Origin of the sequence: Streptomyces paludis (assembly GCF_003344965.1) — a bacterium.
In the GTDB taxonomy this organism is placed as follows: Bacteria; Actinomycetota; Actinomycetes; order Streptomycetales; family Streptomycetaceae; genus Streptomyces; species Streptomyces paludis.
In genome coordinates, this window is sequence record NZ_CP031194.1 from 7,380,282 (window position 1) to 7,403,617 (window position 23,336).

20 protein-coding genes are annotated in these 23,336 nt (G+C 73.0%); 17 read left to right on the forward strand and 3 right to left on the reverse strand.

Going from position 1 to position 23,336, the window contains the following annotated elements; all coding sequences use genetic code 11:
* Position 1 precedes the first annotated feature (1 nt).
* The 3 genes from DVK44_RS32395 to DVK44_RS32405 are packed head-to-tail and all read left to right on the forward strand — an operon-like array spanning position 2 to position 3,971.
* Entirely contained in the window at positions 2-1,795 is a 1,794-nt protein-coding gene (locus DVK44_RS32395; protein WP_114664181.1) for an acyl-CoA dehydrogenase family protein, read from the forward strand.
* 44 nt (positions 1,796-1,839) lie between these two features.
* Positions 1,840-2,679 (forward strand): 4'-phosphopantetheinyl transferase family protein, encoded by an 840-nt coding sequence (locus DVK44_RS32400; protein WP_114664182.1) that lies wholly within the window; start codon positions 1,840-1,842, stop codon positions 2,677-2,679.
* 2 nt (positions 2,680-2,681) lie between these two features.
* A complete protein-coding gene (locus DVK44_RS32405; RefSeq protein ID WP_114664183.1) occupies positions 2,682-3,971 on the forward strand; it encodes an NAD(P)/FAD-dependent oxidoreductase in 1,290 nt (429 codons plus the stop codon).
* A gap of 110 nt (positions 3,972-4,081) precedes the next feature.
* On the opposite strand, the gene DVK44_RS32410 is transcribed toward DVK44_RS32405, so the two are convergent.
* Together DVK44_RS32410 and DVK44_RS32415 are read right to left on the reverse strand one after the other, a co-directional pair.
* Positions 4,082-4,981 (reverse strand): AfsR/SARP family transcriptional regulator, encoded by a 900-nt coding sequence (locus DVK44_RS32410; protein WP_114664184.1) that lies wholly within the window; start codon positions 4,979-4,981, stop codon positions 4,082-4,084.
* A gap of 175 nt (positions 4,982-5,156) precedes the next feature.
* Positions 5,157-5,942 carry a MerR family transcriptional regulator gene (locus DVK44_RS32415; RefSeq protein WP_181957577.1) on the reverse strand — a complete coding sequence of 262 codons (786 nt, stop codon included), beginning with the start codon at positions 5,940-5,942 and terminating at the stop codon, positions 5,157-5,159.
* Between the two features lie 91 nt (positions 5,943-6,033).
* Between DVK44_RS32415 and DVK44_RS32420 the strand changes: the two genes are divergently transcribed.
* The 11 genes from DVK44_RS32420 (at position 6,034) to DVK44_RS32470 (ending at position 18,366) form a co-directional block, all read left to right on the forward strand.
* Positions 6,034-6,459: a DUF3291 domain-containing protein gene (locus DVK44_RS32420; protein ID WP_114665582.1), complete on the forward strand. Its 426-nt coding sequence runs from the start codon at positions 6,034-6,036 to the stop codon at positions 6,457-6,459.
* 326 nt (positions 6,460-6,785) lie between these two features.
* Entirely contained in the window at positions 6,786-8,042 is a 1,257-nt protein-coding gene (locus DVK44_RS32425; protein WP_181957578.1) for an ATP-grasp domain-containing protein, read from the forward strand.
* Positions 8,039-8,938: a hypothetical protein gene (locus tag DVK44_RS32430; RefSeq protein ID WP_228447463.1), complete on the forward strand. Its 900-nt coding sequence runs from the start codon at positions 8,039-8,041 to the stop codon at positions 8,936-8,938. Before DVK44_RS32425 ends, DVK44_RS32430 begins: the two co-directional genes overlap by 4 nt.
* On the forward strand, positions 8,935-10,020 hold the full coding sequence (locus tag DVK44_RS32435; RefSeq protein WP_114664186.1) for a PLP-dependent cysteine synthase family protein: 1,086 nt from the start codon (positions 8,935-8,937) through the stop codon (positions 10,018-10,020). The genes DVK44_RS32430 and DVK44_RS32435 overlap by 4 nt, the downstream gene beginning before the upstream one ends.
* On the forward strand, positions 10,017-11,216 hold the full coding sequence (locus DVK44_RS32440) for a dipeptide epimerase (RefSeq protein ID WP_114664187.1): 1,200 nt from the start codon (positions 10,017-10,019) through the stop codon (positions 11,214-11,216). The genes DVK44_RS32435 and DVK44_RS32440 overlap by 4 nt, the downstream gene beginning before the upstream one ends.
* Positions 11,213-12,487: an MFS transporter gene (locus DVK44_RS32445; protein ID WP_114664188.1), complete on the forward strand. Its 1,275-nt coding sequence runs from the start codon at positions 11,213-11,215 to the stop codon at positions 12,485-12,487. The genes DVK44_RS32440 and DVK44_RS32445 overlap by 4 nt, the downstream gene beginning before the upstream one ends.
* A 10-nt stretch (positions 12,488-12,497) precedes the next feature.
* Positions 12,498-13,427 (forward strand): class I SAM-dependent DNA methyltransferase, encoded by a 930-nt coding sequence (locus DVK44_RS32450; protein WP_114664189.1) that lies wholly within the window; start codon positions 12,498-12,500, stop codon positions 13,425-13,427.
* Positions 13,428-13,437: 10 nt separating this feature from the next.
* Positions 13,438-15,048 carry an ABC transporter substrate-binding protein gene (locus tag DVK44_RS32455; RefSeq protein ID WP_114664190.1) on the forward strand — a complete coding sequence of 537 codons (1,611 nt, stop codon included), beginning with the start codon at positions 13,438-13,440 and terminating at the stop codon, positions 15,046-15,048.
* Entirely contained in the window at positions 15,045-16,019 is a 975-nt protein-coding gene (locus DVK44_RS32460) for an ABC transporter permease (RefSeq protein WP_114664191.1), read from the forward strand. Before DVK44_RS32455 ends, DVK44_RS32460 begins: the two co-directional genes overlap by 4 nt.
* Positions 16,016-16,840, forward strand: a complete 825-nt coding sequence (locus tag DVK44_RS32465; RefSeq protein ID WP_114664192.1) for an ABC transporter permease subunit — start codon at positions 16,016-16,018, stop codon at positions 16,838-16,840. Before DVK44_RS32460 ends, DVK44_RS32465 begins: the two co-directional genes overlap by 4 nt.
* A complete protein-coding gene (locus tag DVK44_RS32470; RefSeq protein ID WP_114664193.1) occupies positions 16,837-18,366 on the forward strand; it encodes an ABC transporter ATP-binding protein in 1,530 nt (509 codons plus the stop codon). Before DVK44_RS32465 ends, DVK44_RS32470 begins: the two co-directional genes overlap by 4 nt.
* A 16-nt stretch (positions 18,367-18,382) precedes the next feature.
* Here DVK44_RS32470 and DVK44_RS32475 read toward each other — a convergent pair whose 3' ends face one another.
* Complete coding sequence (locus tag DVK44_RS32475; protein ID WP_228447464.1) at positions 18,383-19,327, reverse strand: sugar-binding transcriptional regulator; 945 nt, start codon at positions 19,325-19,327, stop codon at positions 18,383-18,385.
* A 157-nt stretch (positions 19,328-19,484) separates the two neighbouring features.
* On the opposite strand from DVK44_RS32475, the gene DVK44_RS32480 reads away from it, so the two are divergent.
* From DVK44_RS32480 to DVK44_RS32490, 3 genes are all read left to right on the forward strand, one after another.
* Entirely contained in the window at positions 19,485-21,101 is a 1,617-nt protein-coding gene (locus tag DVK44_RS32480; RefSeq protein ID WP_114664194.1) for a sugar ABC transporter ATP-binding protein, read from the forward strand.
* Positions 21,098-22,114, forward strand: coding sequence for an ABC transporter permease (locus DVK44_RS32485; RefSeq protein WP_114664195.1), 1,017 nt, complete (start codon positions 21,098-21,100; stop codon positions 22,112-22,114). Before DVK44_RS32480 ends, DVK44_RS32485 begins: the two co-directional genes overlap by 4 nt.
* Positions 22,115-22,311: 197 nt before the next feature.
* Entirely contained in the window at positions 22,312-23,331 is a 1,020-nt protein-coding gene (locus DVK44_RS32490) for a substrate-binding domain-containing protein (RefSeq protein ID WP_162794299.1), read from the forward strand.
* Positions 23,332-23,336 lie beyond the last annotated feature (5 nt).

Consider the following 23,336-nt stretch of genomic DNA (forward strand, 5'->3'; position numbering starts at 1 on the left):
GATGTCCATGTCCGATGTGACGAAACTGGCCGCCCGGCTGGAGGACTTCCTCGGCGACCCGCACGACGCGGACAGCCGGATGCCCTTCGCCCAGATACTCGACCACGACGTACGCGGCGAGTACCCCCACCAGTTCGTCGCCCTGCTGCGCCGCTGGGGCGTGCTCGACCACTGCCTGCCCGAGGCCCAGGGCGGCCGGGCCGGCAACGTCGAGACGGGCATCGCGCTGATGCGGCTGGTGGCCCGGCGCGACCCGTCCACGGCGGTCGCCCTCGCCCTGAACAGCCTCGGCTTCATGCCCGCGTGGATCCTCGGCACCGAGGAGCAGAAGCGCGCGCTCATCTCCGACATGCGGCGCGGCAGTTCGGTGGCCTGGGGCCTGTCCGAGCGGGTGCACGGCAGTGACCTCGTCGCGAACGAGGTACTGGCCGAGAAGACCGACGGCGGCTGGCTGCTCACCGGCGAGAAGTGGCCCATCGGCAATGCCACGGTCGCCGACAAGATGGTCGTCTTCGCCCGCACCGGCAAGCGCCCCGGCCCGGCCGCCTACTCGCTGTTCGTGCTCGACAAGTGGCGGGCCGGGTCCGACACCGTCGAGGACCTGCCGTTCGAGGACCTGTACGGCACCCGCGCCCTGGACCTGAGCGGTGTCCGGATGGACAAGGCGTTCGTCCCGGACACGGCGATGATCGGGCGCGAGGGCCAGGGCCTGGAGATCGCGCTCAAGACCAGCCAGACCGCCCGCGTCGTCCTGATGCACCTGGCGCTCTCCGCCGTCGACACCAGTCTGCGGCTCGCCCTGGACTTCGCCGAGCGCCGGGTGCTGTTCAACGACGCCATCAGCGATGTGCCCTACACCCGGCGCCAGCTCACGGAGGCGTTCGCCGACCTCATGATCGCCGACGCCATGGTCCTCGGCTCGGCCCGCGCCCTCCAGGCGGCCCCCGAACAGATCAGCGTCTGGTCGTCGGTGACCAAATACCTCGTACCGACCCTCCTCCAGCAGACGATGGCTCAGCTGACCGTGGTCCTCGGGGCGCGCACCTTCCTGCGCGCCCACCCGCACTACGGCATGCACCAGAAGATGGTGCGCGACATCCTCATCACGGACATCGCCGACGGCAACACGGTGGTCAACCTCCGCAACCTCGGCCACCAGCTCGGCGGCCTGCTCGACCAGGCCGTCCGGGCCGGCGACGACATCCGCGCGGCCGCCGCCGAGCGCGCCGCCACGCTCTTCGGCATGGACCGCGAACTGCCAGTGTACGAGCCGGTACGCCAGGAGCTGTTCAGCCGCGGCCTGGACGACGCCGTCCTCGCCGCGCCCGACGGGGTGCGCCGGCTGCGGGCCCTCGCCGACGGGGCGCCGGACACCGAGGCCGAACGGCTGCGGTGCGCGGCCGACCTCGCGGAGGAACTGCTCGGCCGCACCGCCCCGCTGCGCGAGCGCGCCGCCGCACTCAAGACGGCGCTCGGCAAGGACTACCCGCAGTCGCCGGAGCTGTTCGAACTGGCCAAGGAGTACTGCCTGCTGCACGCGGTCGCGGCCTGCGTGCTGACCTACGTCCACTCCCGCGAGGCCATGGACGCGCCACTGCCCGGCCCGGCGCTGCTCCTCCTCCAGCTGGAGCGGCTGCGCAGGCAGTGGCACCCGCACGAGCCGGTCACCTCCCAGGCGGTGGTGGACGAGGTGATGGAGACGCTGCGCCACCTCCACCAGGAGAACCGTCTCTTCTCGCACTGGCAGTTCCCGCTGGCGAAGCGGGTCACGGACGAGTCCGCCGCCCGCCGCTGAACCACCCCGCGCACCACAGGCCCGGACCCGGAGGAGGGACCCGCGTGCACCGGAGCGATCCGACGTTTCTCTGGCTCCTGGCCGAAGGCGCCGTGGACGGCTTCGCCACCGCGCTCGGCGGCACCCGGCTGCTCACCGCCGAGGAGCGCGCGAGCCTGGACCGGCGGCTCACCCCGGGCGCCCGGCGCCGCTACCTCGGCGGGCGGCTGCTCTGCCGCTACGCGCTCTCGGCGCGCACCGGCCGCCCCCTGGACCACTGGCGCTTCACCCGCGGCGCCCACGGCCGGCCCGAGCCCGCACCGGCCGGCGGCGCCGGCCCCGGGCCGCGGTTCAACCTCTCGCACAGCGACGGCCTCCTCGCCTGCGTCGTCACCCGGGGGCGCGGCTGCGGGGTCGACGTGGGCCCCACCCCGGCCCCGGCGGCGCTCACCGCCCACCCGGACCGCTGGCTCGCACCCGGCGAACGCGCCGAACTGGACCGCACCGCGCCCGGCGCCCGGGCCGCCCTGGCGGGCGAGCTGTGGGTGCTCAAGGAGGCGTATCTCAAGGCGCTCGGCACCGGACTGACCGGCGGTCCGGACCGCATCGCCTTCGTACGGCGGCCCGGCGGCCGGATCGCCGTACGGGACCCGGCGCGGCCCGGCGCGGAGGCCCGCTGGCGGTTCGACGTGATCCGCCCCGGCCCGCGGCACGTCCTCGCGGTCGCCACCGAGGCCGGCCGGCCGGGACCGCTGCGCCGCACCGACCTGTCCGACCTGTCACACCTGTCCGACCCGTATCACCTGTCCGGCCTGTCCGGTCTCCCCCTCCCCGGCCCGTCCGGCCGCCCGATCCCGTACGACACCGCCCTGGCCCGCCCAGGACACCGACTGCTAAGGACCTGACCATGTCGCAGCCCTCCATCCCCCGTGTCGCCGTCGTCGGTGCCGGTGTCTCCGGCCTCTCCGCCGCCTACCACCTGCGCGACCGCGCCCGTATCACCGTCTACGAGCGGGAGGACCGGCTCGGCGGGCACGCCAACACCGTCGAGGTCGAGGACGACGGCCGGATCCTCGGCATCGACACCGCGTTCGTCGTCTTCAACCGGCCCGCCTACACGAACCTGTGCGAGTTCTTCGACGAGCTGGGGGTCGAGGCGGTCGAGCACCAGGGCGCCTTCAACTTCTTCGATCTGGACTCCGGTCTGGAGTACGGCACCGAGGAGCTGGGCCTGTCCGAGGAGGAGGTGGCCGGCCGCTACTCCGAGGAGTTCCTCACCATCTGGCGCGAGGCCCGCCGCTTCCACACCGAGGGCCGCAAGGACTTCGTCCGCAAGAAGGCCGACATCCCGCTCGGCGAGTATCTCGACCGGGGCGGCTACAGCCAGGCGTTCCGCAGCTCCTACGTCATCCTGCTCTGTTCCGCGGTCTGGTCCATCCCGGCCGAACTGATCTGGGAGATGCCGGCCAGCACCGCCATCGCCTTCTTCATGGGCCACGACGAGGGCGGCCTCGGCGGCCAGCACGTGGACTGGCGCACCGTCGGCGGCGGCTCCATCTCCTACGTCCGCAAGGCGCTCGCCGCCATCGGCCCCGAGATCCGCTCCGGCGAGCCCGTCACCGCGATCCACCAGGACGCCGACGGAGCCACCGTCACCACCGCCCGGGGTACGGAGCGCTACGACTACGTGGTGATCGGCGCGCACGCGGACGAGGCGCTCGCGCTCCTCGACAACCCCGGCGAGCGGCAGCGGGAGGTCCTCTCCAAGGTCCGCTACAACGCCTCCTCGGTCATTCTGCACACCGACAGCTCGGTGATGCCCCCCGAGCGCGAGCGCTGGCAGGCGTGGAACTACGGCAAGGCCGAGGCCGGCGGCGAGGACCGCACCTATGTCGCGTACTACATGAACAAGCTGCACGGATTCACCTCGGAGACGGACTACTTCGTCACGCTGGACTACCCGCGCGAGGTCGACCCGGCCAAGGTCATCGCCTCCTTCCCGTACACCCACCCGGTCATCGACATCCATGTGCGGGAGATGCAGAAGGACATCTACGACGTCAACGCCGGGACACGGGTGAAGCTCTGCGGCTCGTACTTCCACGCCAAGCGGCACGGCGTCGACCAGATCGGTTCGCACGAGGCCGGCTACTCCTCCGGAATGGAGGCGGCCCGACAGCTTCTCGGTGAGCTGTGACGGACGGGTCCGGACGGACGGACACGAGGCGCGCCCTCCACGAAGTGGAGGGCGCGCCTTCGGCTGTGGTGTTCCTCGCGCGTGCGCGCGCGTGCGGCCGGCTTCCCGCGTCAGGAGGAGAGCACGCGGCCACTGAGCAGTTCGGCCAGATACCCGGTGACCGAGAGCGGCGGCGGGTCCGCGACCGTCTCGCCGGGGACCGGTCCGGGGAGGGACGCGGCGGCCGGTCCGGGTTCGGCGGCGGGGTCGGCCAGCACGGGGGAGCAGACGCTGATCTGCTCCAGCCGGGCCGTCAGCAGCGGGGTGCCGCCGGCCGCGTCCACCAGCCGGGCGCGGGCCCGCCGGTAGACACCGATCGCCTCGGGGCCCCGCCCGCAGCGGCACAGGGCCAGCATCAGCTGGTCGTGCAGGCGCTCACGCAGCGGATCGGCGGCGACGGCGTCGCGCAGTTCGGGGACGACGCGCTCATGCCGCCCGGTGCGCAGCGCGCAGTCGAAGTAGATCTCCAGGGCGAGCCGGCGCTCCCGTTCCAGACCGGCCGCCAGCCCGGCGCAGCGCGGGCCGAGCGCGCCGCCGCCCAGCACGGGGCCGCGCCACAGCGCCAGGCCCCGGCGCAGCGACGCGTAAGTGCCCTCGGGATCGAGCGCGGCCGTACGGCGCGCCCGCGCCAGCGTCTGGCCGAAGACCCCGAAGTCGGTCTCCGCCGGACGGACCCGGAGGGCGTATCCGGCCCCGCGGGCGACCAGACGCGAGGAGCCGGGCGTCGTCCCGGGCTCCAGACGCCGCAGTGCCCTTCGGAGAGCCGCCACCTGGACACCGAGTGAGTGGAGCGCCCCGCGCGGGGGTGTGACGCCCCACAGCTCCCGGACGAGTGTCTCCCCGGCCACGGGGGAGTCCGGCCGGGTGAGCAGGGTGCCGAGCAGCCGCCGCGGTCGCGGGGCGCCGATCGGGAGCGACCGGTCGCGGGTCTCGTCGTACAGCTCGGGCGGGCCCAGAATCCGGAACTGCATCCTCTTGCCTCCCCGGTGCGGTGGACGCACGGCGTGCGCCGTACTGCGGTGCGCACATGAGGAGACCACGCGGGGCGGCGGCCCGGCCTGAGTCGCGGGTACTCACCTTCGCCGCCCGGGGCGGCGCGTCCCGCCCCGGGCCGGGGGCCCGTCGCCGGGTGGACGTGAGTAGCGGTCACTCATGATCCGCCGCGGGTACCGGACCGGGTTGGGCAGTGGCGGGAGCGGTGCCGTCGCCGTAGCGGACGATGGACTCGTCCTCCTGGGCGAGCCGGCGCAGCGCCATCAGCGCGGGCTCCAGCAGGAACGTCAGCAGCACCGCCCGCTCGGCCTTCTCCAGCGGGTCCGTGAAGAGCTGGAGCTGGTCCAGGTCGTGCCGCGCCGTCTCCTCCGCCAGCCGGGCGTACGGGAGGAGGGAGCGCCAGTCGTAGTCCATGCCGAGCGAGCGCAGGGTCCGTACGGTCTGGTCGATGATCTGCCGGGCCGGGTTGTAGTCCGAGACCGTCCAGCCCATCGCGTCGACCAGCGCGCCGGCCTCGGTGCCGGTCTTGGGACCGTCCTCCGGAGCGGCCTCGGCAGAGGCTTCCGGACCGGCTTTCGGGCCGATTTCCGGGCCGGCTACCGGACCGGCTTTCTGACCGGCCCCGGCGGGCTTCTCCCCGTCCGCCTTCTCGGGCTTCACGGTGTCCGAGGGCCAGATGCCGAAGACCAGCCCGAGCACATGGTGGGTGTCGGTGTGGCCCTCGGCGAGGGTGTCCAGGAGCTGCTTGGTCGCGGCGACGGACAGCCCGCGGACCCCGATGAGCGCGCGGATCAGCCGCAGCCGTTTGAGGTGCGACTCGTCGTACTCCGCCTGGGTGGCCCCCGTGGCGCGGCCGGCGGGCAGCAGTCCCTCGCGCAGGTAGTACTTGATCGTCGCGTTGGGTACACCGCTGAGGCGGCTGAGTTCCGAGATCCTCACATGCTTCTCCGCTCTGCTGGCGATTGCAATTGGTGAGTGGCACTGTCTAATATAGACAGTGCCACTCACCAATCGTGGAGGCGAGACTACCGTGCCAACTCTTCCTTGGGTCAAACCGAACCCGGCCCGCCCCGACACCAGCGCCTTCGTCATGGCCTCCCGGCTTGAGGTGCGCTCCAAGAAGGACGTCCCCCGCTTCTTCCTGAAGTCCCTCTCCGCGTGGGGCCAGGTCCGCAAGGCGCCGGGGGCCCTCGGGGCCTCCCTGGAGGCCCAGCTGATCGGCGGGGTCTTCTACACCCTGTCCGCGTGGGAGAGCCGGGACGCGCTCTACGCCTACGCCAGGGCGGAACCCCACAAGAGCATCATGATCGGCCTGCGCGCCACGATGCGCGACTCGACCTTCACCTTCTGGGAGGTGCCGGTCGAGCAGCTGCCGATCGACTGGAAGGATGCCAAGCGGCATATCGAGGAGCAGGCGCGCAAAGACGCGGCGAACGGCCCTCGCGCCGCCCACTGAACGCCTGGTCCGAGGTCACCCCCGCCCTCGGGCCGGGCTCCGTCCTGCCAGGGGAGGCGTCGTAGGGGTCACCGCTCGTCGGTGACTCCTGCGACGCCCTGCTCGTTCACCATGTGATCACCATCTGCGCGCCGCGCCCGTCCGGGTCGCGGCGCTTTTGTCGTGGTGCGCGGGCCGGGAAAACGCGGCCGGAAAGAAGGGTGCCGAATCGGATGACAATGAAAACGATTGTCGATAGCGTGGCGTCCTGTCACGGCGCGCGGCCTTCCGGGAGGGGGCCGCCGTCCCGTCGTGCGTTCTCAACCAGTCCGTGAAGAGGGGTAGTTGTGTCTCACCTGCTGATGGTCGAGAGCTGGGTCGGGTCGATGAGCCGGCTGTTGCCCCGGGCGATCAGGGAGGGCGGACACGAGTTCACCTTCCTCACCCGCGATCTCCACCACTATCTGCGCGCGGCCCCGGAGGGCACCGCGCATCCGCTGCTCGGCGCCCGCCATGTGCTGACGGCGGAGACCAACGAGACCGACGCGCTGACCGACTTCGCCGCCCGCGCCCACGAGACCCTCCGGTTCACCGGAGTGATCACCTCCTGCGACTACTACCTGCCGGCGGCGGCCCGGATCGCCGCCCGGCTCGGACTGCCCGGCCCCTCCGCCGAGGCCGTCGAGAACGCCTGCCGCAAGGACGCGACCCGCCGGATCCTGGCCGAAGCCGGGCTGCCGGGGCCGGAGTTCGCGGTCTGCGAGGAGTGGGCCGAGACCGCCGCCGCGGCCCGGGAGATCGGCTATCCGCTGGTCCTCAAACCCGTCGACCTCTGCGCCGGCATGTATGTACGGCGCGTCGACGACGAAGCCGCGCTGGCGGTCGCGTACCACGCGCTGGCCGGCTTCCCCGTCAACGCGCGCGGCCGGCGCCGGGCACCCGTGGTGCTGCTGGAGGAGCTGCTCGACGGGCCCGAAGTCAGCGTCGAGACCGTGTCGTTCGGCGGCACCGCGCACATCGTCGGGGTGACCGACAAGAGCGTCGGCGCGGCACCGGCCTTTGTTGAGACCGGCCATATGTTCCCCGCCGCGCTCACCCCGGCGGACGGGGCCGCCGCCCGGGACACCGCGCTGTACGCGCTGAAGGCCCTCGGCCTGGACAACGTCGTCGCGCACACCGAGATCAAACTGACCTCCCGGGGACCCCGCGTGGTCGAGATCAACCCCCGCCCGGCCGGCAACCGCATCACCGAACTGGTCCGCCATGTCACCGGGATCGACCTCGCCGCCGCCGCCGTGGAGGTCGCCCTCGGCCGCGCGCCCGATCTGCGGCCCCGCTCCACCGGACTGCGCAGCGCCGCCATCGGCTTCCTGCTGCCGGACACCGAAGGGGAGCTGGAGTCCATCGACGGCGCCGACGCCCTGCGCACGGAACCAGGACTGCTGGAGGTCCAACTCGCCGATCCCGGAAGGGTGGTGAAGGCGGCGGACAGCAACAACGACTACCTCGGGCACCTCATGGCCGGCGACCCCGACGGCCCCGGCGCCCGCGACCGGGTGGCCGCGCTGCTCTCGGGACTCCGGCCGCGGGTGGCGACCCGATGACCCCTCCGCCCCCTCGGCCGCCCCTGACATCCGCGTCGGCGACGGCGGCCACAGCGGCCCCCGCGCCCGCCGCCACCTCGTACGACGACCTCCACGCCCGTGTCCTCGCCGGTGAACTCGGCCCCGACCCGCGCACCCGCCGTGTCTCCGTCGCGTTCACCACCCGGCAGGCCGTACGGCACGAGGGCCGCGCCACCGGCTACCGCAACGAAGTGCTCAGCCTGCGCCTCGCCGAGGCCGTCGGCTCCTGCGCCGTCGAGCCCGGTTCCCTGCCGGACGGCGCGCTCGACGACTGCGTCGGGGCCGATATCGCCCGGCTGCTGGCGCACGAGCTGCGGCCGGTACGGGTCGCCGCGCTCGACGCGTATCTGATGCATGTCCGCCCGCACACCCCGGCCGCCGGGGCCCGCCCCGTCCCGCTGCCGGCCGGCGGCTCGCTGGAGAAGTCCCGCTCGCGCGCCGCCGCCGTCGCCGGACTGCTCGGCGCGGCGGCTCCGGGACGTACGACGGTCCTGGTCGTGGGAGTGGTCAACTCCCTGCTGGCGGCGGTGCGGGAGCGCGGCTTCGGCTGTGTGCCGTGCGACCTCAAGGGCGGTACGACCGAGTGGGGCGAGCCGGTACGGACCGACGCGCTCGCCGAACTGGAGCGCTGCGACGCCGTGCTGGCCTCGGGCATGACCCTCGGCAACGGCACCTTCGAACCGCTGCGCGCCCACGCCCTGCGCCACGGAAAGCCGCTGGTCATGTTCGCCCAGACGGGCAGCGCGATCCTGCCGCGGCTGATCGGCGCGGGGGTCGGCGCGGTGTGCGCCGAGCCGTACCCGTTCTTCTGGCTGGACGGCGGACCCGGCACGATCCATCTGTACGGAGCGGACACCGCCGGGGCCGCCCTGTGACCACCGCCGTACTGCGCCCCGCAGGCAACCGGGAGCTGCTCGCGCTCCTCGGCCGGACCCCGCTCGCCCGGGTCACCGTCGATCTGCCGTACCCGCACCCCGGCTTCTGGGCCAAGCTCGAAGGGCTCGGGGCGGGCGGCATGAAGGCCCGCGCCGCCGTCTCCATGCTCCTCGGCGCCGAGGAGCGCGGTGAACTGCGCCCGGGAGCACCCGTGGTGGAGTCCACCTCCGGCACGATGGGCCTCGGCCTCGCCTACGCCGGCCAGGCACTCGGCCACCCGGTCGTCCTCATCGGGGACGCCGAACTCGAACCGTCCATGCGGCAGTTGCTGCGCGCCCACGGCGCGCGCCTCGAACTCGTCGACCGGCCGTCCGCGCGCGGCGGCTGGCAGGCCGCCCGGCTGGACCGGCTGCGCGAGGTGCTGGCGCGGCTGCCCGGCGCGTACTGGCCCGACCAGTACAACAACCCCGACAACAAAGCGGGTTACGCCTCCCTCGCCGCCGAACTGACCGCGCGTCTCGACCATCTCGACATCCTCGTGTGCAGTGTGGGCACCGGCGGCCACAGCGCCGGCATCGTGGGACCGCTGCGCCGGTACTGGCCCGCCCTGCGGCTGATCGGAGTGGACGCCACCGGCTCAACGATCTTCGGCCAGCCCGCCGGGCCCCGTCTGATGCGCGGCCTCGGCAGCAGCATCCATCCGCGCAATGTCGCCTACGAGGCGTTCGACGAGGTCCACTGGGTCGGTCCGGCCGAGGCGGCGGACGGCTGCCGGCGGCTGGCGCGGGGCAACTTCGTCAGCGGCGGCTGGAGCACCGGCGCGGTCGCGCTCGTCTCGGCGTGGGCCGCCCGGGTCCACCCGGGGGCGGTCGTCGCCACCGTCTTCCCCGACGGCCCGCACCGCTATCTCCGCAGTGTGTACGACGACGACTTCGTCGCCGCGCACGGACTCGACCCCGCAGGCGCGGCCACCCGCCCCGTGGAGATCCCGCACCCGAGGGCCGCGGTGGCCACCGGATGGGCGCGGTGCGGACAGGTGAGCGACCCGGCGCGGGACCCCGTCACGGAGGAGGTCAGGTGAAGCTCTCCCAGCGCACCGTACGGCTCCAACTCGCCGAGCCCCTGCGGATATCCCGCTCCACCATGGCGGCCCGTGACGCGGTCTGGGTCTTCATCGAGCACGAAGGACGGTGCGGCCGGGGCGAAGCCGTCGCCAGCGTGTACCAGGGCCTGGACGCGCCCACCATCGAACGGCTGCTGGCACACCAAGCAGCCCCGGAAACAAGCGCGTTCAGCGACCCCGAGAGCGCACTGGACGCGCTGCGCGCCCGGCAGGCGCCCGCGGCGGACACCACCGTACGGCAGCACACCGCGGCCCGGGGCACACCGGCGCCACCACTCCTGCCCCCGGCGGTCACCGCCGCCGTCGAGTCCGCGCTGCTCGACCTCGTCGGCAAACGGGCCGGGATACCCGTGCACCGGCTCCTCGGCATCCCTACCCCGCCCCGCGCGGCCACCGCCCGTACCATCGGCATCACCTCGCCCGGCGGCGCCGCGGCCCGCGCCGTCCGCCTCGCGCACGCCGGATTCTCCGTCATCAAGCTCAAGGCCGGCTCGGCCGACCCCGAGGACGATCTCGCCCGCGTACGGGCCGTCCGCGCCGCCGCGCCCCACGCGCGGCTGCTGCTCGACCCCAACGGCGGCTGGCGCGCCGAGGAGGCCGGCGTCCTGCTGGGCCGCTGCGCCGAACTCGGCGTCGAGGCGGTCGAACAGCCCATCGCCCCCGGCGACCCCGAGGCACTGGCCCGGCTCGCCGAACGCGCGCCCCTGCCCGTCATCGCCGACGAGGACGCCGTCGATCTCGACGACGCCCGCCGGCTCGCGGGGCGGGTGCAGGGCATCAACGTCAAGCTCGCCAAGTGCGGGGGCGTCACCGCCGCCCTGCGTATCGCCGGGCTGATCGCCGGCAGCGGCACGGAGCTGATGCTCGGCTGTCTGACGGCCAGCACCCTCGGCATCGCCCCGGCCGTCCACCTCGCCGGGCGCGCCCGCTGGATCGATCTGGACGGACATCTGCTGCTGGCCCGGGACCCGTGGTGCGGCATCGGCGGCGGCGACGGCACCGTGGCGGCGAGCGGGCACCCCGGTCTGGGCGTACGGCCGCGCGCGACACGGCACACCGCCCCCGGCGAACCGGCCTCGGACCTCTCCGCGCACCGGACACACGCCACCCACCCCGCACACGACGCCCACCACCTCATGAAGGACCAACCGTGAAGACCTGGCGCGAGATACGCGCTTTCCCGCTCGCGATCCGGCTCCTCCTGGTCAACCAGCTCGGCGTCAACATCGGCTTCTACCTCCTCATCCCCTATCTCGCGCTGCACCTGAGCGACGATCTCGGGATGTCGGCCGCCCTCGTCGGCATCGTCCTGGGCGTACGCAACCTCAGCCAGCAGGGCCTGTTCCTCATCGGCGGCTCTGCCGCGGACCGGCTGGGCGCGCGCGGTGTCATCATCGCCGGCTGCGCCCTGCGCACCGTGGGCTTCGGCCTCTTCGCGCTCGGCGACGGGCTGCCCGTCCTGCTCGCCGCGTCCGTGATCAGCGGGCTCGCCGGGGCGCTCTTCAACCCGGCCGTCCGCGCCTACCTCGCGCGGGAGGCGGGGGAGCGCAAGGCCGAGGCGTTCGCGCTCTTCGGTGTCTTCGCCACCACCGGCGCCCTGATCGGACCGCTGCTCGGCAGCGCCCTGCTGCTGGTCGACTTCCGTACGTCCGCGCTCACGGCGGCCGGTATCTTCGCGCTGCTGACCCTCGCCCAGGCGCTGGTCCTCCCGGCGCGCCCGGCCACTCCGTCCACGAACAGCGTCCTCGGCGACTGGCGCGAAGCCGTCCGCAACCGGGCCTTCCTGGCCTTCTCCCTGGCCATGGTCGGCATGTTCACCATGGAGAACCAGCTCTATCTGCTGCTGCCCGCCGGAGCGCGCGACGCCACCGGCTGGGACGGCGCGGCCGGGGCCGTCTTCCTCGTCGGCACCCTCGCCAACCTCTGGCTCCAGCTCCGTATCACCCGGACGCTGAAGACCCGCGGCGCGCGCGGCAGGTGGATCGGCGCGGGGCTGCTGCTGATGGGGCTCGCCTTCGTACCGCCGATGCTGGCCGCGGGCGGCGGTGTCGCCGGGGGAGCGGCGGACGGGCCGGGCGCCGCGCCACGGGTGCTCGCCCTGCTGCCCGTACTCGCGGGGGCGCTGCTGCTGTACGTGGGGATCATGGTCGCGGGGCCCTTCGTGATGGAGCTGATACCCGACTTCGGCAGGCCCGAGCTGACCGGCACGTACTTCGGCCTCTTCTACGTGGTCTCGGGCGTCGCGGCGGCGCTGGGCAACACCCTCGTCGGCTGGGCGATGGACACCGGCGAGAGCGCGGCGGCGCACTGGCTGCCCTGGGCGTGCTGTCTTTTCTTCGGCCTGGTCTCGGCGGCGGGCATCGGCGGACTGCACCGGCTGAGGGCGCTGCCCACCGGCACCGCGGCCGTACCGGCGACGGTGTAGGGGGGACGGGATGACACCGGAACACACCACCGGAGCACGGCACACTCCGACCGGACACACTCCGACCGGACACACTCCGACCGGACACACTCCGACCGGGCAGGCTCCCACCGGGCCCACCCCGGCCCGGCACACCGGCACCACCGTGTCCCACAACCTCCTCACCGACCAACCCGCCCTGTACGAGGCGCGCTTCCCCGATCCCGAACGCCTCGCCGGACGCTGGGCCGAGGACAGCCTGCGCCGGTACGGAGCCGGGCCGCGCGTCCTCGACCTCGGCTGCGGCACCGGCCGCGACGCCGCCCATCTGCACCGCGCCGGCCGCGCGGTCACCGGCGCCGACCTGTCCGACGCCATGCTGGAGTACGCCCGCGCCCACCATCCGGGACCGCGGTACGTCCGCGCGGACCTGCGCTCCTTCGACCTGGGGGAGGGGACCTTCGACGCGGTGGTGTGCCTGGACAGCGCGCTGCTGTACTGCCGTACCAACGACGAACTCGACGGGCTCCTCGCCTCCTGCCGGCGCGCGCTCGCCCCCGGCGGTCTGCTCGTCGCCGAGATGCGCAACGGCGCGTACCACCTGGGGCGTACGGACCTGCTCGGCACCCCCGTCCAGCACACCTTCACCTGGCGGGGCACCGTCCACCGATCCACCACCACCCTCTGGATCGACCGGGCCGCGCAACTCCTGCGCCGCCGCCGGATCTGGCGCGCCGACGACGGCTCGCCCCCGGTCGAGCAGTGCTCCGCCTGGCGCCTGCTCTTCCCCCAGGAGCTGCGGTACGTGCTCGCCCGGCACGGCTTCGAGGTGCTCGGCCTGGACGACGGGCCGGGGCCGCGCACCGAGCCGCCGTGGCACGAGGGCGCAGGCCGGCCCGGGACGGCGGACGGCGACCGGCTGCATGTGACAGCGCGCCGCACGGCATCAACCACCAACTAAGGAAGCGGACATGACCCAGCACGCACACCTCCCCGGCCCGCACCGCCGAGGGCTGCTCACCGCGGCCGGCGGTCTCGCCGCCGGACTCGGCGCGCTCGCGCTCACCGGCTGCTCGGGCACGGAAACGCCCCGCGCCGGCGCCGGCGACGGCGGCGGGAGCGGGAGCGGCGACGGCAAGCCGAGACGCGGCGGCCGGCTGCGCGCCGCGTTCGCCGGCGGCGGCGCCGGCGAGACACTCGACCCGCATCTGAGCAACCTCTTCGCCGACGCCGCCCGCGCCAAGGCGCTCTTCGACAAGCTCGCGGACTACGGCCCCGATCTCGCCGCGCGCCCGCGCCTGGCCGCGGCATGGGAGCCGAACGCCCGTCTCGACCGGTGGAAGGTCACCCTGCGCGAGGCGGCCTTCCACGACGGCAAGCCGGTGACCGCCGCCGACGTCCTGTACAGCTACCGCCGGATCGCCGACCCGAAGCAGGCGTTCCGCGCCCGGGCCTCGCTGGAGCCCATCGACCTGTCCGCCAGCAGGGCGCCGGCCCCCCGTACCGTCGAGTTCGTCCTGAAGCGGCCGACGGCCGAATTCCCCAATGTGCTCGCGGCGTTCGGCGCGTACATCGTCCCGGCGGCCTCCGGTCCGGTGGACTTCGACAAGAACCCCGTCGGCAGCGGCCCCTTCCGCTTCGTCTCCTTCGCCCCCGGCCGCTCCGCGGTCTTCCGGCGCAACGACGCCTACTGGGACGGCCCGCCACACCTCGACGAGCTGGAGATCGTCGTCGCCAACGAGGAGTCCGCGCGCGTCAACGCGCTCCTCGGCGGCCAGATCGAGTACGCGCACGAACTCAACCCCGCCACCGCCCGCGCCCATGAGGACAAGGGGCGGATCGGGATCGTGCGGCTGCGCAACAGCGCCATGCAGGCGTTCGCCATGAAGACCGACCGGCCGCCGTTCGACGACCCGCGCGTCCGCGAGGCGTTCTTCCTGATCGCCGACCGCGAGGAGCTGGTGGCGGGCGCGCTCTCCGGCGCGGGCGAGATCGGCAACGACCTGTTCGGCAAGGGGTACGAGTACTACGCCGGTGAGCTGCCCCAGCGCGCCCAGGATCTCGGCCGCGCCCGTGCCCTGCTGAAGAAGGCGGGCGCCGAGGGACTGCGGGTCACCCTCGACACCTCGCCCGTGGCCGCCGGATTCACCGAGGCCGCCACGGTCTTCCGGGACCAGGCGGCGAAGGCCGGCGTGACGATCACGGTGCGCACGGGCAGCAAGGACAGCTACTGGAAGGACATCCTCGACTCCGGGACGCTGTGCAGCTACCGCTCCGGGGCCATGCCCATCGAGTCGCACATCTCCCAGCGCCTGCTGACCGATTCGACGACGAACGCGACCAAGTGGCACCACAAGGACTTCGACGACCTCTACCAGCAGGCGCAGTCCACCGGCGACCCCGTCCGCCGCGCCGCCGTCTACACCCGGATGCAGCGCCGGCTGCACGCCGAGGGCGGTTTTCTGATCTGGGGGTTCGCCGACTGGATCCTGGGAACCTCCCTCAAGGTGAAGGGAGTTGCCCCGGACGCGCCGGCCAACACACTGGACTGGGCCCGCTTCGACACGGTGTGGCTGGCGTGAGACGGGCCGGTCCGGCCGCCGCACCGCTCCGGAGCTGGGCGGCGCGGCGGCTGCTCCTCGGGGTGGCGCAGACCGCGGCCGTGGTGCTGCTGGTCTTCGTCCTCACCGAGGCGCTGCCGGGCGACGCCGCCGTGGCGCTCGCCGGCGACCAGCCCGATCCGGCGCGTATCGCCGCGATCCGCGAGGCGATGGGGCTGGACCGGCCCGCGTACGTACGGCTGCTGGACTGGGTGGCTGGGCTGGCGCACGGCGATCTGGGCACCTCGCTGGCCTCGGGCCGGCCCGTCTCCACGTACCTCGCCGACGGGTACGGACCGACCCTGCTGCTCGCCGCCGTCACCGTGACACCGCTGGTGCCGCTCGGTGTCGGCCTGGGGGTGCTGGCCGCGCGTTTCGCGGGACGGCCGCTGGACCGGCTGGTCAGCTCCGTGACGCTGGGGATCTACGCCGTACCGGAGTTCGCCCTCGGCACCCTGCTGATCACGGTCTTCGCGCTGCGGCTGGGGTGGCTGCCGCCGACCGCGGTGGGGTACGGCACGGATCTGCTCGCGCATCCGGCGGCGCTGGTCCTGCCCGTGCTGATCCTGCTGTCGCGGCCGGTGTGCTCCCTGACCCGGCTGGTGCGGGCGGGCATGATCGACGCGCTGGCGTCCCCGTATGCCGCGCAGGCCCGGCGGTACGGGATCGCCGGGGCCCGGATCCGCTACGCGCACGCGCTGCCGAACGCGATGGCGCCGGCCGCGCAGCAGCTGGCGCGGACGGTCGACTGGCTGCTCTGCGGGGTGATCGTGGTGGAGGCGCTGTATGTGATCCCGGGGCTGGGGACGGTCCTGATCAACGCGGTGGCGGAGCGCGATGTGCCGGTGGTGCAGGGGCTGGCGGTGGTCTTCGGGGTCACCACCGTGGTGCTCAACCTGGGGGCGGATCTGGTGGCGCGCAGACTGGCGCCGAGGGCGGGGGCGGCGGCATGAGAGCGGGACCGGACACCGGCGGGGGCGCGGTGCGGGTGGCGGCGGCCGTCCTGTTCGCCGTACCCGCCGTACTGGCCCTGTGCGGTCCGCTGTGGGCGGGGGAGCCGGGCCCGCGCGGCACGTCCTTCACCCTGGGCGGCGGCCACTGGCTGGGCACGGACTTCGTGGGGCGTGATGTGTGGCGCCTGGTGCTGCTGGGGGGCCGCCCCGTACTGCTGACCGCGCTGGCGGCGACGGCGCTCACCTACGCGGTGGCGCTGCCCCTGGCCCTGGCCGCCGCGCTCACCCACCGGACCTGGCTCGAAGAGCTGCTGATGCGACCGCTGGACGTGCTGCTCGCCGTACCGTCGCTGCTGCTGATCCTGCTGGTCTCGGCCGTGACGGCGCCGGGTCCGGTGGGCCTCGCGCTGCTGGTGGCGCTCGTCAACATCCCGGACGCGGCCAGGATCGTCCGGGCCGCGGCGGCGGAGGCGGCGTCGCGCCCGGCGGTCGAGGCGCTGCGGATGCAGGGGGAGACCTGGTGGCGTACGGCGGTCGGCTATGTCGGCAGGGCGAGCGCCCGCACCCTGGCGGCGGACATGGGGGTGCGGCTGACGGGGGTGCTGTATCTGGTGTCGACGGCGGCCTTCCTGGGGGTGGGAGTCGCCCCGGACGCGGCCGACTGGGCGGTGATGGTCGACCGCAACCGCACGGGACTCTTCCTCCAGCCCTGGGCCGTGGTGGTGCCCGCCCTGCTGATCGTCGCCCTGACGATGGGCGGCAATGTGCTCTTCGACGCCGTACGGGACCGGCGGCCGGCCAAGGACGGGAGGCACCGTTGAACACGATCGCCGAGATCAGGGACCTGCGCGTGGAGATCGGCGGCGGCGCGGGACGGGCGGGCCGCGCGATCGTCGACGGGGTGAGCCTGCGCGTCGAGCCCGGCGGGATCACCGCGCTGGTCGGCGCCTCCGGCAGCGGAAAGACGACGACGGGCCTGGCCCTGCTGGGCGAGTTCCCGGCGGGGGCGCGGGTGACGGGCACCGTACGGGTGCCGGAGGGCCTGGTCGGTTACGTACCGCAGCACCCCGCCGCGGTGCTGAACCCGGCGCGCCGGGTGGACGCGCTGCTGCGGGACATCGCGCGGGGCGGGCTCAGTGGGCTGTCGCCCGGCGGGCTTCCGCGCGGCGGGCTGTCGCGCGGCGAGCGGCGGGCGGCGGCCCGGGACCGGGTGCGCCGGGCGCTCCGGGACGCCCAACTCGAACCGGACGAAGCGATGTTGAGGCGCTATCCGCATGAGCTGTCGGGCGGCCAGCAGCAGCGGGTGGTGCTGGCGCAGGCCCTGCTGCTGGGCGCCCGGGTGCTGGTGGCGGACGAGCCGACGACGGGTCAGGACCCGCTGACGAAGAGGCTGATCGCGGAGCAGCTGGCCGCGGTGGCCCGACGGGGGATGGCGATCGTGCTGCTCAGCCATGACCTGGGGATCGTCCGGGAGCTGGCGGACGAGGTGCTGGTGATGCGCGGCGGCGCGGTGGTGGAGTCAGGACCGCCGCGGCGGCTGTGGGAGCGGCCGAGGGACCCGTGGACGAAGGAGCTGCTGTCGGGCGACGACGAGGCGATGGCCACGGCGGCGGCGGGCGCGCGGGCGAACGCGCCCGCGCGGTCGGGCCGGACGGTCCTGGAGGCCCGGGGCATCACGGTGCGCCACCTCCGGGTGCGGCACACCGCGCCGGTCCTGAGCGATGCCGCGCTGACGGTGCGCGAGGGCGAGTTCCTGGCGGTGGTGGGCCGCTCCGGCAGCGGGAAGACCACCCTGGCTCGCTGTCTGGCCGGGCTGCACCGGGACCACGAGGGGGAGGTACTGCTCGACGGTGTCCCGCTGCCGCGCAGTGTGCGGGGCAGGAGCCGGGAGCAACTGGCGGCGGTGCAGTACGTGTTCCAGGACGTACGAGCGGCGTTCGACGAGTACCGCCCGGTCCTCGACCAGGTGGCCCGTACGGCCGTACGGCTCCGGAACACCCCCGCGCCCGAGGCCCTGGCCGAGGCCCTGACCACGCTGAACGCGCTGGGCCTCGGCGACGACACGGTACGGCGGCGCCCCGCCGCGCTGTCCGGCGGTGAACTCCAGCGCGCCGCCCTGGCCCGCGCGCTGCTGGCCCGCCCCCGGGTGCTGATCTGCGACGAGATCACCTCCGGGCTCGACACCGTCACCCGCCGCGCGCTGCTGGCGCTCCTCACCGCTCTGCCGGAGACGTACGACGGGCTGTCGCTGGTCCTGATCACCCACGACCCGCACATCGCGGCCCGCGCCCACCGGGTGGTCCGGGTGGCGGACGGGCGGTGCCGGAGCGTGCCCACGGCCGGCTGAGCCGCGGCCGGGTGACCTACGGCCAGGTGAGCAGCGCGCGGGCGGTGGGCTCGTCGACGACCAGGGTGTGCAGGATCCCCGAGCGGAGCAGCGCCGAGATGGCGTCGCGCTTGGTCGGTCCCCCCGCCACGCCCATCACGTTGTCGATGGCGCGGAGATCCTGGAGCGAGATCCCGATCCGGCGGTCGTCCAGACCGCGCAGCGCCTGCCCCTCGGCGTCGAACATGAGGGCGCAGGTCTCGGCCGCCACACCGGAGGCCAGCAGCGCGTCCCGCTCGGCCGGCGCGAGCCGGTCGTACACCTGGGACTCGGGCGGTGTCCACGAGCCGACCGAGACGACGGCGCGGGTCACCTTGCGGTACTGGGCGATGGTCGCCTTGACGCCGGGCTGGCGGCGCAGGGAGTCGGCGGACTCGGGGTCGGGGGTGATCATCGGGGCGTAGATGGGATGGGCCCGGCCGCCGCTGACCGAGGTGATGCGGCCGAGTATCTCCAGGCCCGTCTGCTGGACCGTGCCGGTCAGCCCGGTGAGCTGCACGACATCGCACGGCGGAAGCCGGTTCAGATGGTCCGCGATATGGCTGACGGTCCGTCCGCTGTCCAGCCCGAGCACATCGTCCTTGGTGACCGTCTCGGAGAGAACTCCGGCTGCCACCCGGCCGAGACGGTCGTGGATCTGCGCGCGGTCGGCCTCCTCGTCGGCCGTCTCGTCGACCCGCACCGCGTACGCGTGGCGCAGCCCGAACCGCCCGGCGAGGGCGTCGGAGACCTCCGGCGCGATCAGGGCGCTGGGCTTGATGGTGATGGTGACCAGGCCGGACTCCAGAGCGGCGTCCAGCAGCCGGCCCGTCTTGAACCGGGAGATGCCGAGGCGCTCCGCGATCTGAACCCGGGTCAGCCCGCCCAGGTAGTAGAGGCGCGCGACGCGCCCCATGAGTTCCACATCTCTTGTCCCGGTCATGCCGTCATCCTGCCCTAATGTGGGCGAGACTCGCAAACGAGTGCTCATGTGAGCAATGCATTGACGTGTGAGCAATCCGGGGTCAGCATGGCACCACTCGCCACGGGAGGCGGGGAAAAAACGCCCCAGCCATCGTTGCCTCGGGGAAGGAGCCGTGATGGACAGCGACGGATCAATAGCGGCCGAGCCCGCCATGCTGGAATGCCGGGAGTTGTACAAGTCCTTCGGCGGCGTGCCGGTCCTCAAGGGAGCGGGTCTCACCCTGCGGCCCGGTACGGTCACCGCCCTCGCCGGGGAGAACGGCGCCGGCAAGTCGACCATGATGAAGATCGCCTCGGGCCAGCTCAGGGCCGACCGCGGCGTCGTACACGTCCGCGGGGAGCAGCTGACACCGGGCGACCCCAAGGCCGCCCACCGGCTCGGGGTCGCGATCGTGCCGCAGGAGCTGGCCTCCATCGACGACATGACCGTCTACGAGAACCTCTTCGTCGGCCACGAGACCCGCACCCGCCTCGGGCTGCTGGACCGGCAGGCCATGATCGCCGCGGCCCGCCGCGCCCTGGACGTCTTCGAGGTCGGCATCGAACCGACCACGCGGATGTCCCGGCTGCCCGTGGGACTGCGCCAGATCGTGGAGATCGTCAAGTGCACCCACCGCGGTGCCAAGGTCCTGCTGCTCGACGAGCCGACCTCGGCCATCGCCAAGCACGAGGTCGACAGCCTGTACACCCTGGTCAGACGCCTCCGGTCGACCGGTGTGGCCGTGATGTACACGACCCACAAGATGGAGGAGATGCGGGCGCTCGCCGACCGGGTGGTGGTGCTCCGCGACGGCGTCCTCGTCGCCGACCGGAGCATGGCCGAGGTCAGCGACGACGACATCGTGACCGCCATGATCGGCCGCGACCTGGAGAGCCTCTTCCCGGCGGTACGGCCCCCCGCGGCCGAACCGGTCCTGGAGGTCCGCGACCTGCGGGTCACGGGCAGCCCGGAGCCCACCACGCTCACCGTCCGCGCGGGCGAGATCCTCGGCCTCGCCGGACTCGTCGGCGCCGGGCGCACGGAGCTGCTGGAGAGCATCTTCGGAGCGCGCCCCGACGACGGCGGCACGGTCAGCGTCGACGGCCGCCCGGTGGCCCGGCGCACCCCGGCCGGCTCGATCCGCAGCGGGATCGCGTTCGTCCCGGAGGACCGCAAGGGCGCCGGGGCCGTACTCACCATGAGCATCCTCGACAACGCCACGCTGCCCCGCCTCGCGGACTTCAGCATCGCCGGCTGGCTCCGTAACTCCGCCCGTACCAGCAGGATCGACACCGCCATGGAGTCGGTACGGCTGCGCAGCCGCGGCACCGGCCAGTCGGTGGGCACCCTGTCCGGCGGCAACCAGCAGAAGGTCGTGATCGCCCGCTGGCTCACCAGCGACGTACGCGTCCTGCTGCTGGACGAGCCCACCCGGGGCGTCGACGTCGGCGCGCGGTCGGAGATCTACCGGATCATCGCCGACCTGGCCGCCGAGGGCATGGCCGTGGTGATGGCCTCGTCCGACATGCCGGAGATCCTCGGGCTCTCCCACCGGGCGCTGGTCCTGCGCGGCGGCGCCGTCGCCGCGGAGCTGGACCGGGCACAACTCGACCGCGCCGACGCGCAGGCCACCATCTTCCGGATCGCCGCGGGGCTGGCGGACAGCGGGACGACCGCCGCCCCGGACGACCCGCCCGCCCCACCAGCGGCGGACACACCATCCCCCTCACCGGGCAAGGACGACGCCTCATGACCGCACTCTCCACCCACGACACCTCCCCGGGCCCCTCGGCGCCGGACGGACAGGGCAGCCGCGTCAGCGCCGCCTGGCTCAAGGCCATGGCGCTGCGGTACTCGATGTTCCTCGTACTGCTGCTGGTGATCGGCTACTTCTCGTACCGCAGCGCCCGGTTCGGCACGGTGGACAACCTCCAGACCATCCTGATCGCCGCCGCGCCGTTCGCGCTGATCGCCCTCGGCCAGACGCTGGTGATCCTCACCGGGGGCATCGACCTGTCCGTCGGCTCGGTCATCGCCGCCTCGGGGATGACCGCCGCCTGGACCGCGAAGAACTACCCGGGCAATCTCCTCCTGCCCATCGTGGCCGCGATGCTGGTCGGGCTGGCCGCCGGGGCCGTCAACGGATTCCTGGTCTCCCGGCTCAACGTGCCCCCGTTCATCGCCACCCTGGGCATGCTCACGGCCGGCAGCGGAATCGCCTATGTCATCGGCGGCGGCGCGCCCATCAGCGGGCTGTCGTCCGACTTCGGGAAGATCGCCAACTCCAGCTTCCTGGGCCTCAAGGTCCCGGTGATCGTCATGATCGTCGGCATTGTCGTCCTGGCGGCGATCATGCGCAGGACGGCCTACGGCCTGCGCGTCTACGCCGTCGGCGGCAACCGGGTGGCCTCCGAGATCGCCGGTGTCAACGCCCGCAACGTGCTCTTCAGCGTCTACGCGGTCTCCGGGATGCTGGCCGGCCTCTCCGGGGTCATGCTCGCCTCCCGGGTGATCTCCGGCGCCCCCGACCTCGGCCGGGGGTACGAACTCGACGCCATCGCGGCGGTCGTCATCGGCGGGGCCAGCCTGATGGGAGGCCGCGGCACGGTCTTCGGCACCGTCCTGGGCCTGCTGCTCATCCAGACGCTCAACAACGGCCTGGACATCCTGACCGTCCCCGCCTACTGGCAGAACGTGATCAAGGGCGTCCTGATCGTCGCGGCGGTCGCCGTCGACACCTGGTCGGCCCGCCGCCGCGTCACCTAGCGGTACGCCCCGCCGCGTACGCCCGTACGCCCCGAACCCCCGCACCCCCGCGCACTCCCGCGCACCCGCACCCCACACCCCCGCCCCTTCCTCCTCCGTGCTGCCCGTGTGCCCGCACGCCCGTACCAGCAAAGGAAAAAAGAGACATGCGCCGTTCCGTCAGCAACAGAATCATCACCTGTATCGCCGTCTCGGGCATGGCCGTCGGCCTCGCGGCCTGCGGCGCCGGGGACCCGGCCAAGGACTCCGGCGGCAATGACGCGGACCGCCGTCTGCGCGTCGGCGTCACCGTCTACAACATGTCCTCCTTCATCACCGAGGGCAAGGAGGGCATGGAGACCTACGCCAAGGCCAACAACATCGAGCTGGTCTGGAACTCGGCCAACAACGACGTCTCCACCCAGGCCAACCAGGTCGACCAGCTGATCAACGCCGGCGTCGACGCCATCATCGTCGTCCCCGTGCAGGCCGACTCCCTGGCCCCGCAGATCGCCGAGGCCAAGAAGAAGAAGATCCCCGTCCTCGCCGTCAACGCCGAACTCAACAGCTCCGACCTGGCCGCGAGCGTGCAGCCGGACGATGTCGCCGCGGGCGCCCAGGAAATGGAGATGATGGCGAAGAAGCTGGGCGGCAAGGGCAATATCGTCATCCTCCAGGGCCCGCTCGGCGGCTCGGGCGAGATCAACCGCGGCAAGGGCATCGACCAGGTCCTCGCCAAGTACCCGGACATCAAGGTCCTGGCCAAGGACACCGCGAACTGGAAGCGGGACGAGGCCGTCAACAAGATGAAGAACTGGATCTCCGCCTTCGGCGGCAAGATCGACGGCGTCGTCTCCCAGAACGACGACATGGGCCTGGGCGCCCTCCAGGCCCTCAAGGAAGCCGGCCGGACCGTCCCGATCGTCGGTATCGACGGCATCCAGGACGGCCTGAACGCGGTCAAGGACGGCAGCTTCATCGGTACGTCGCTCCAGAACGGCACCGTCGAGCTGTCCGCCGGACTCGCCGTCGCGGACAAGATCGCCCGTAACGAGAAGGTCGCCACCGAGCCCGTCTACATCATGCCCGCCATCACGAAGGACAACGTCGGCGTCGCCATCGAGCACGTGGTCACCGGGCGCGCGGACTTCCTGGCCAAGCTGCCGAAGATGACGGAGGAGAACCTCAAGACGGGCGACATCGCCTACGAGGGCATCCCCGGCCAGAAGCAGCAGTGATTCCC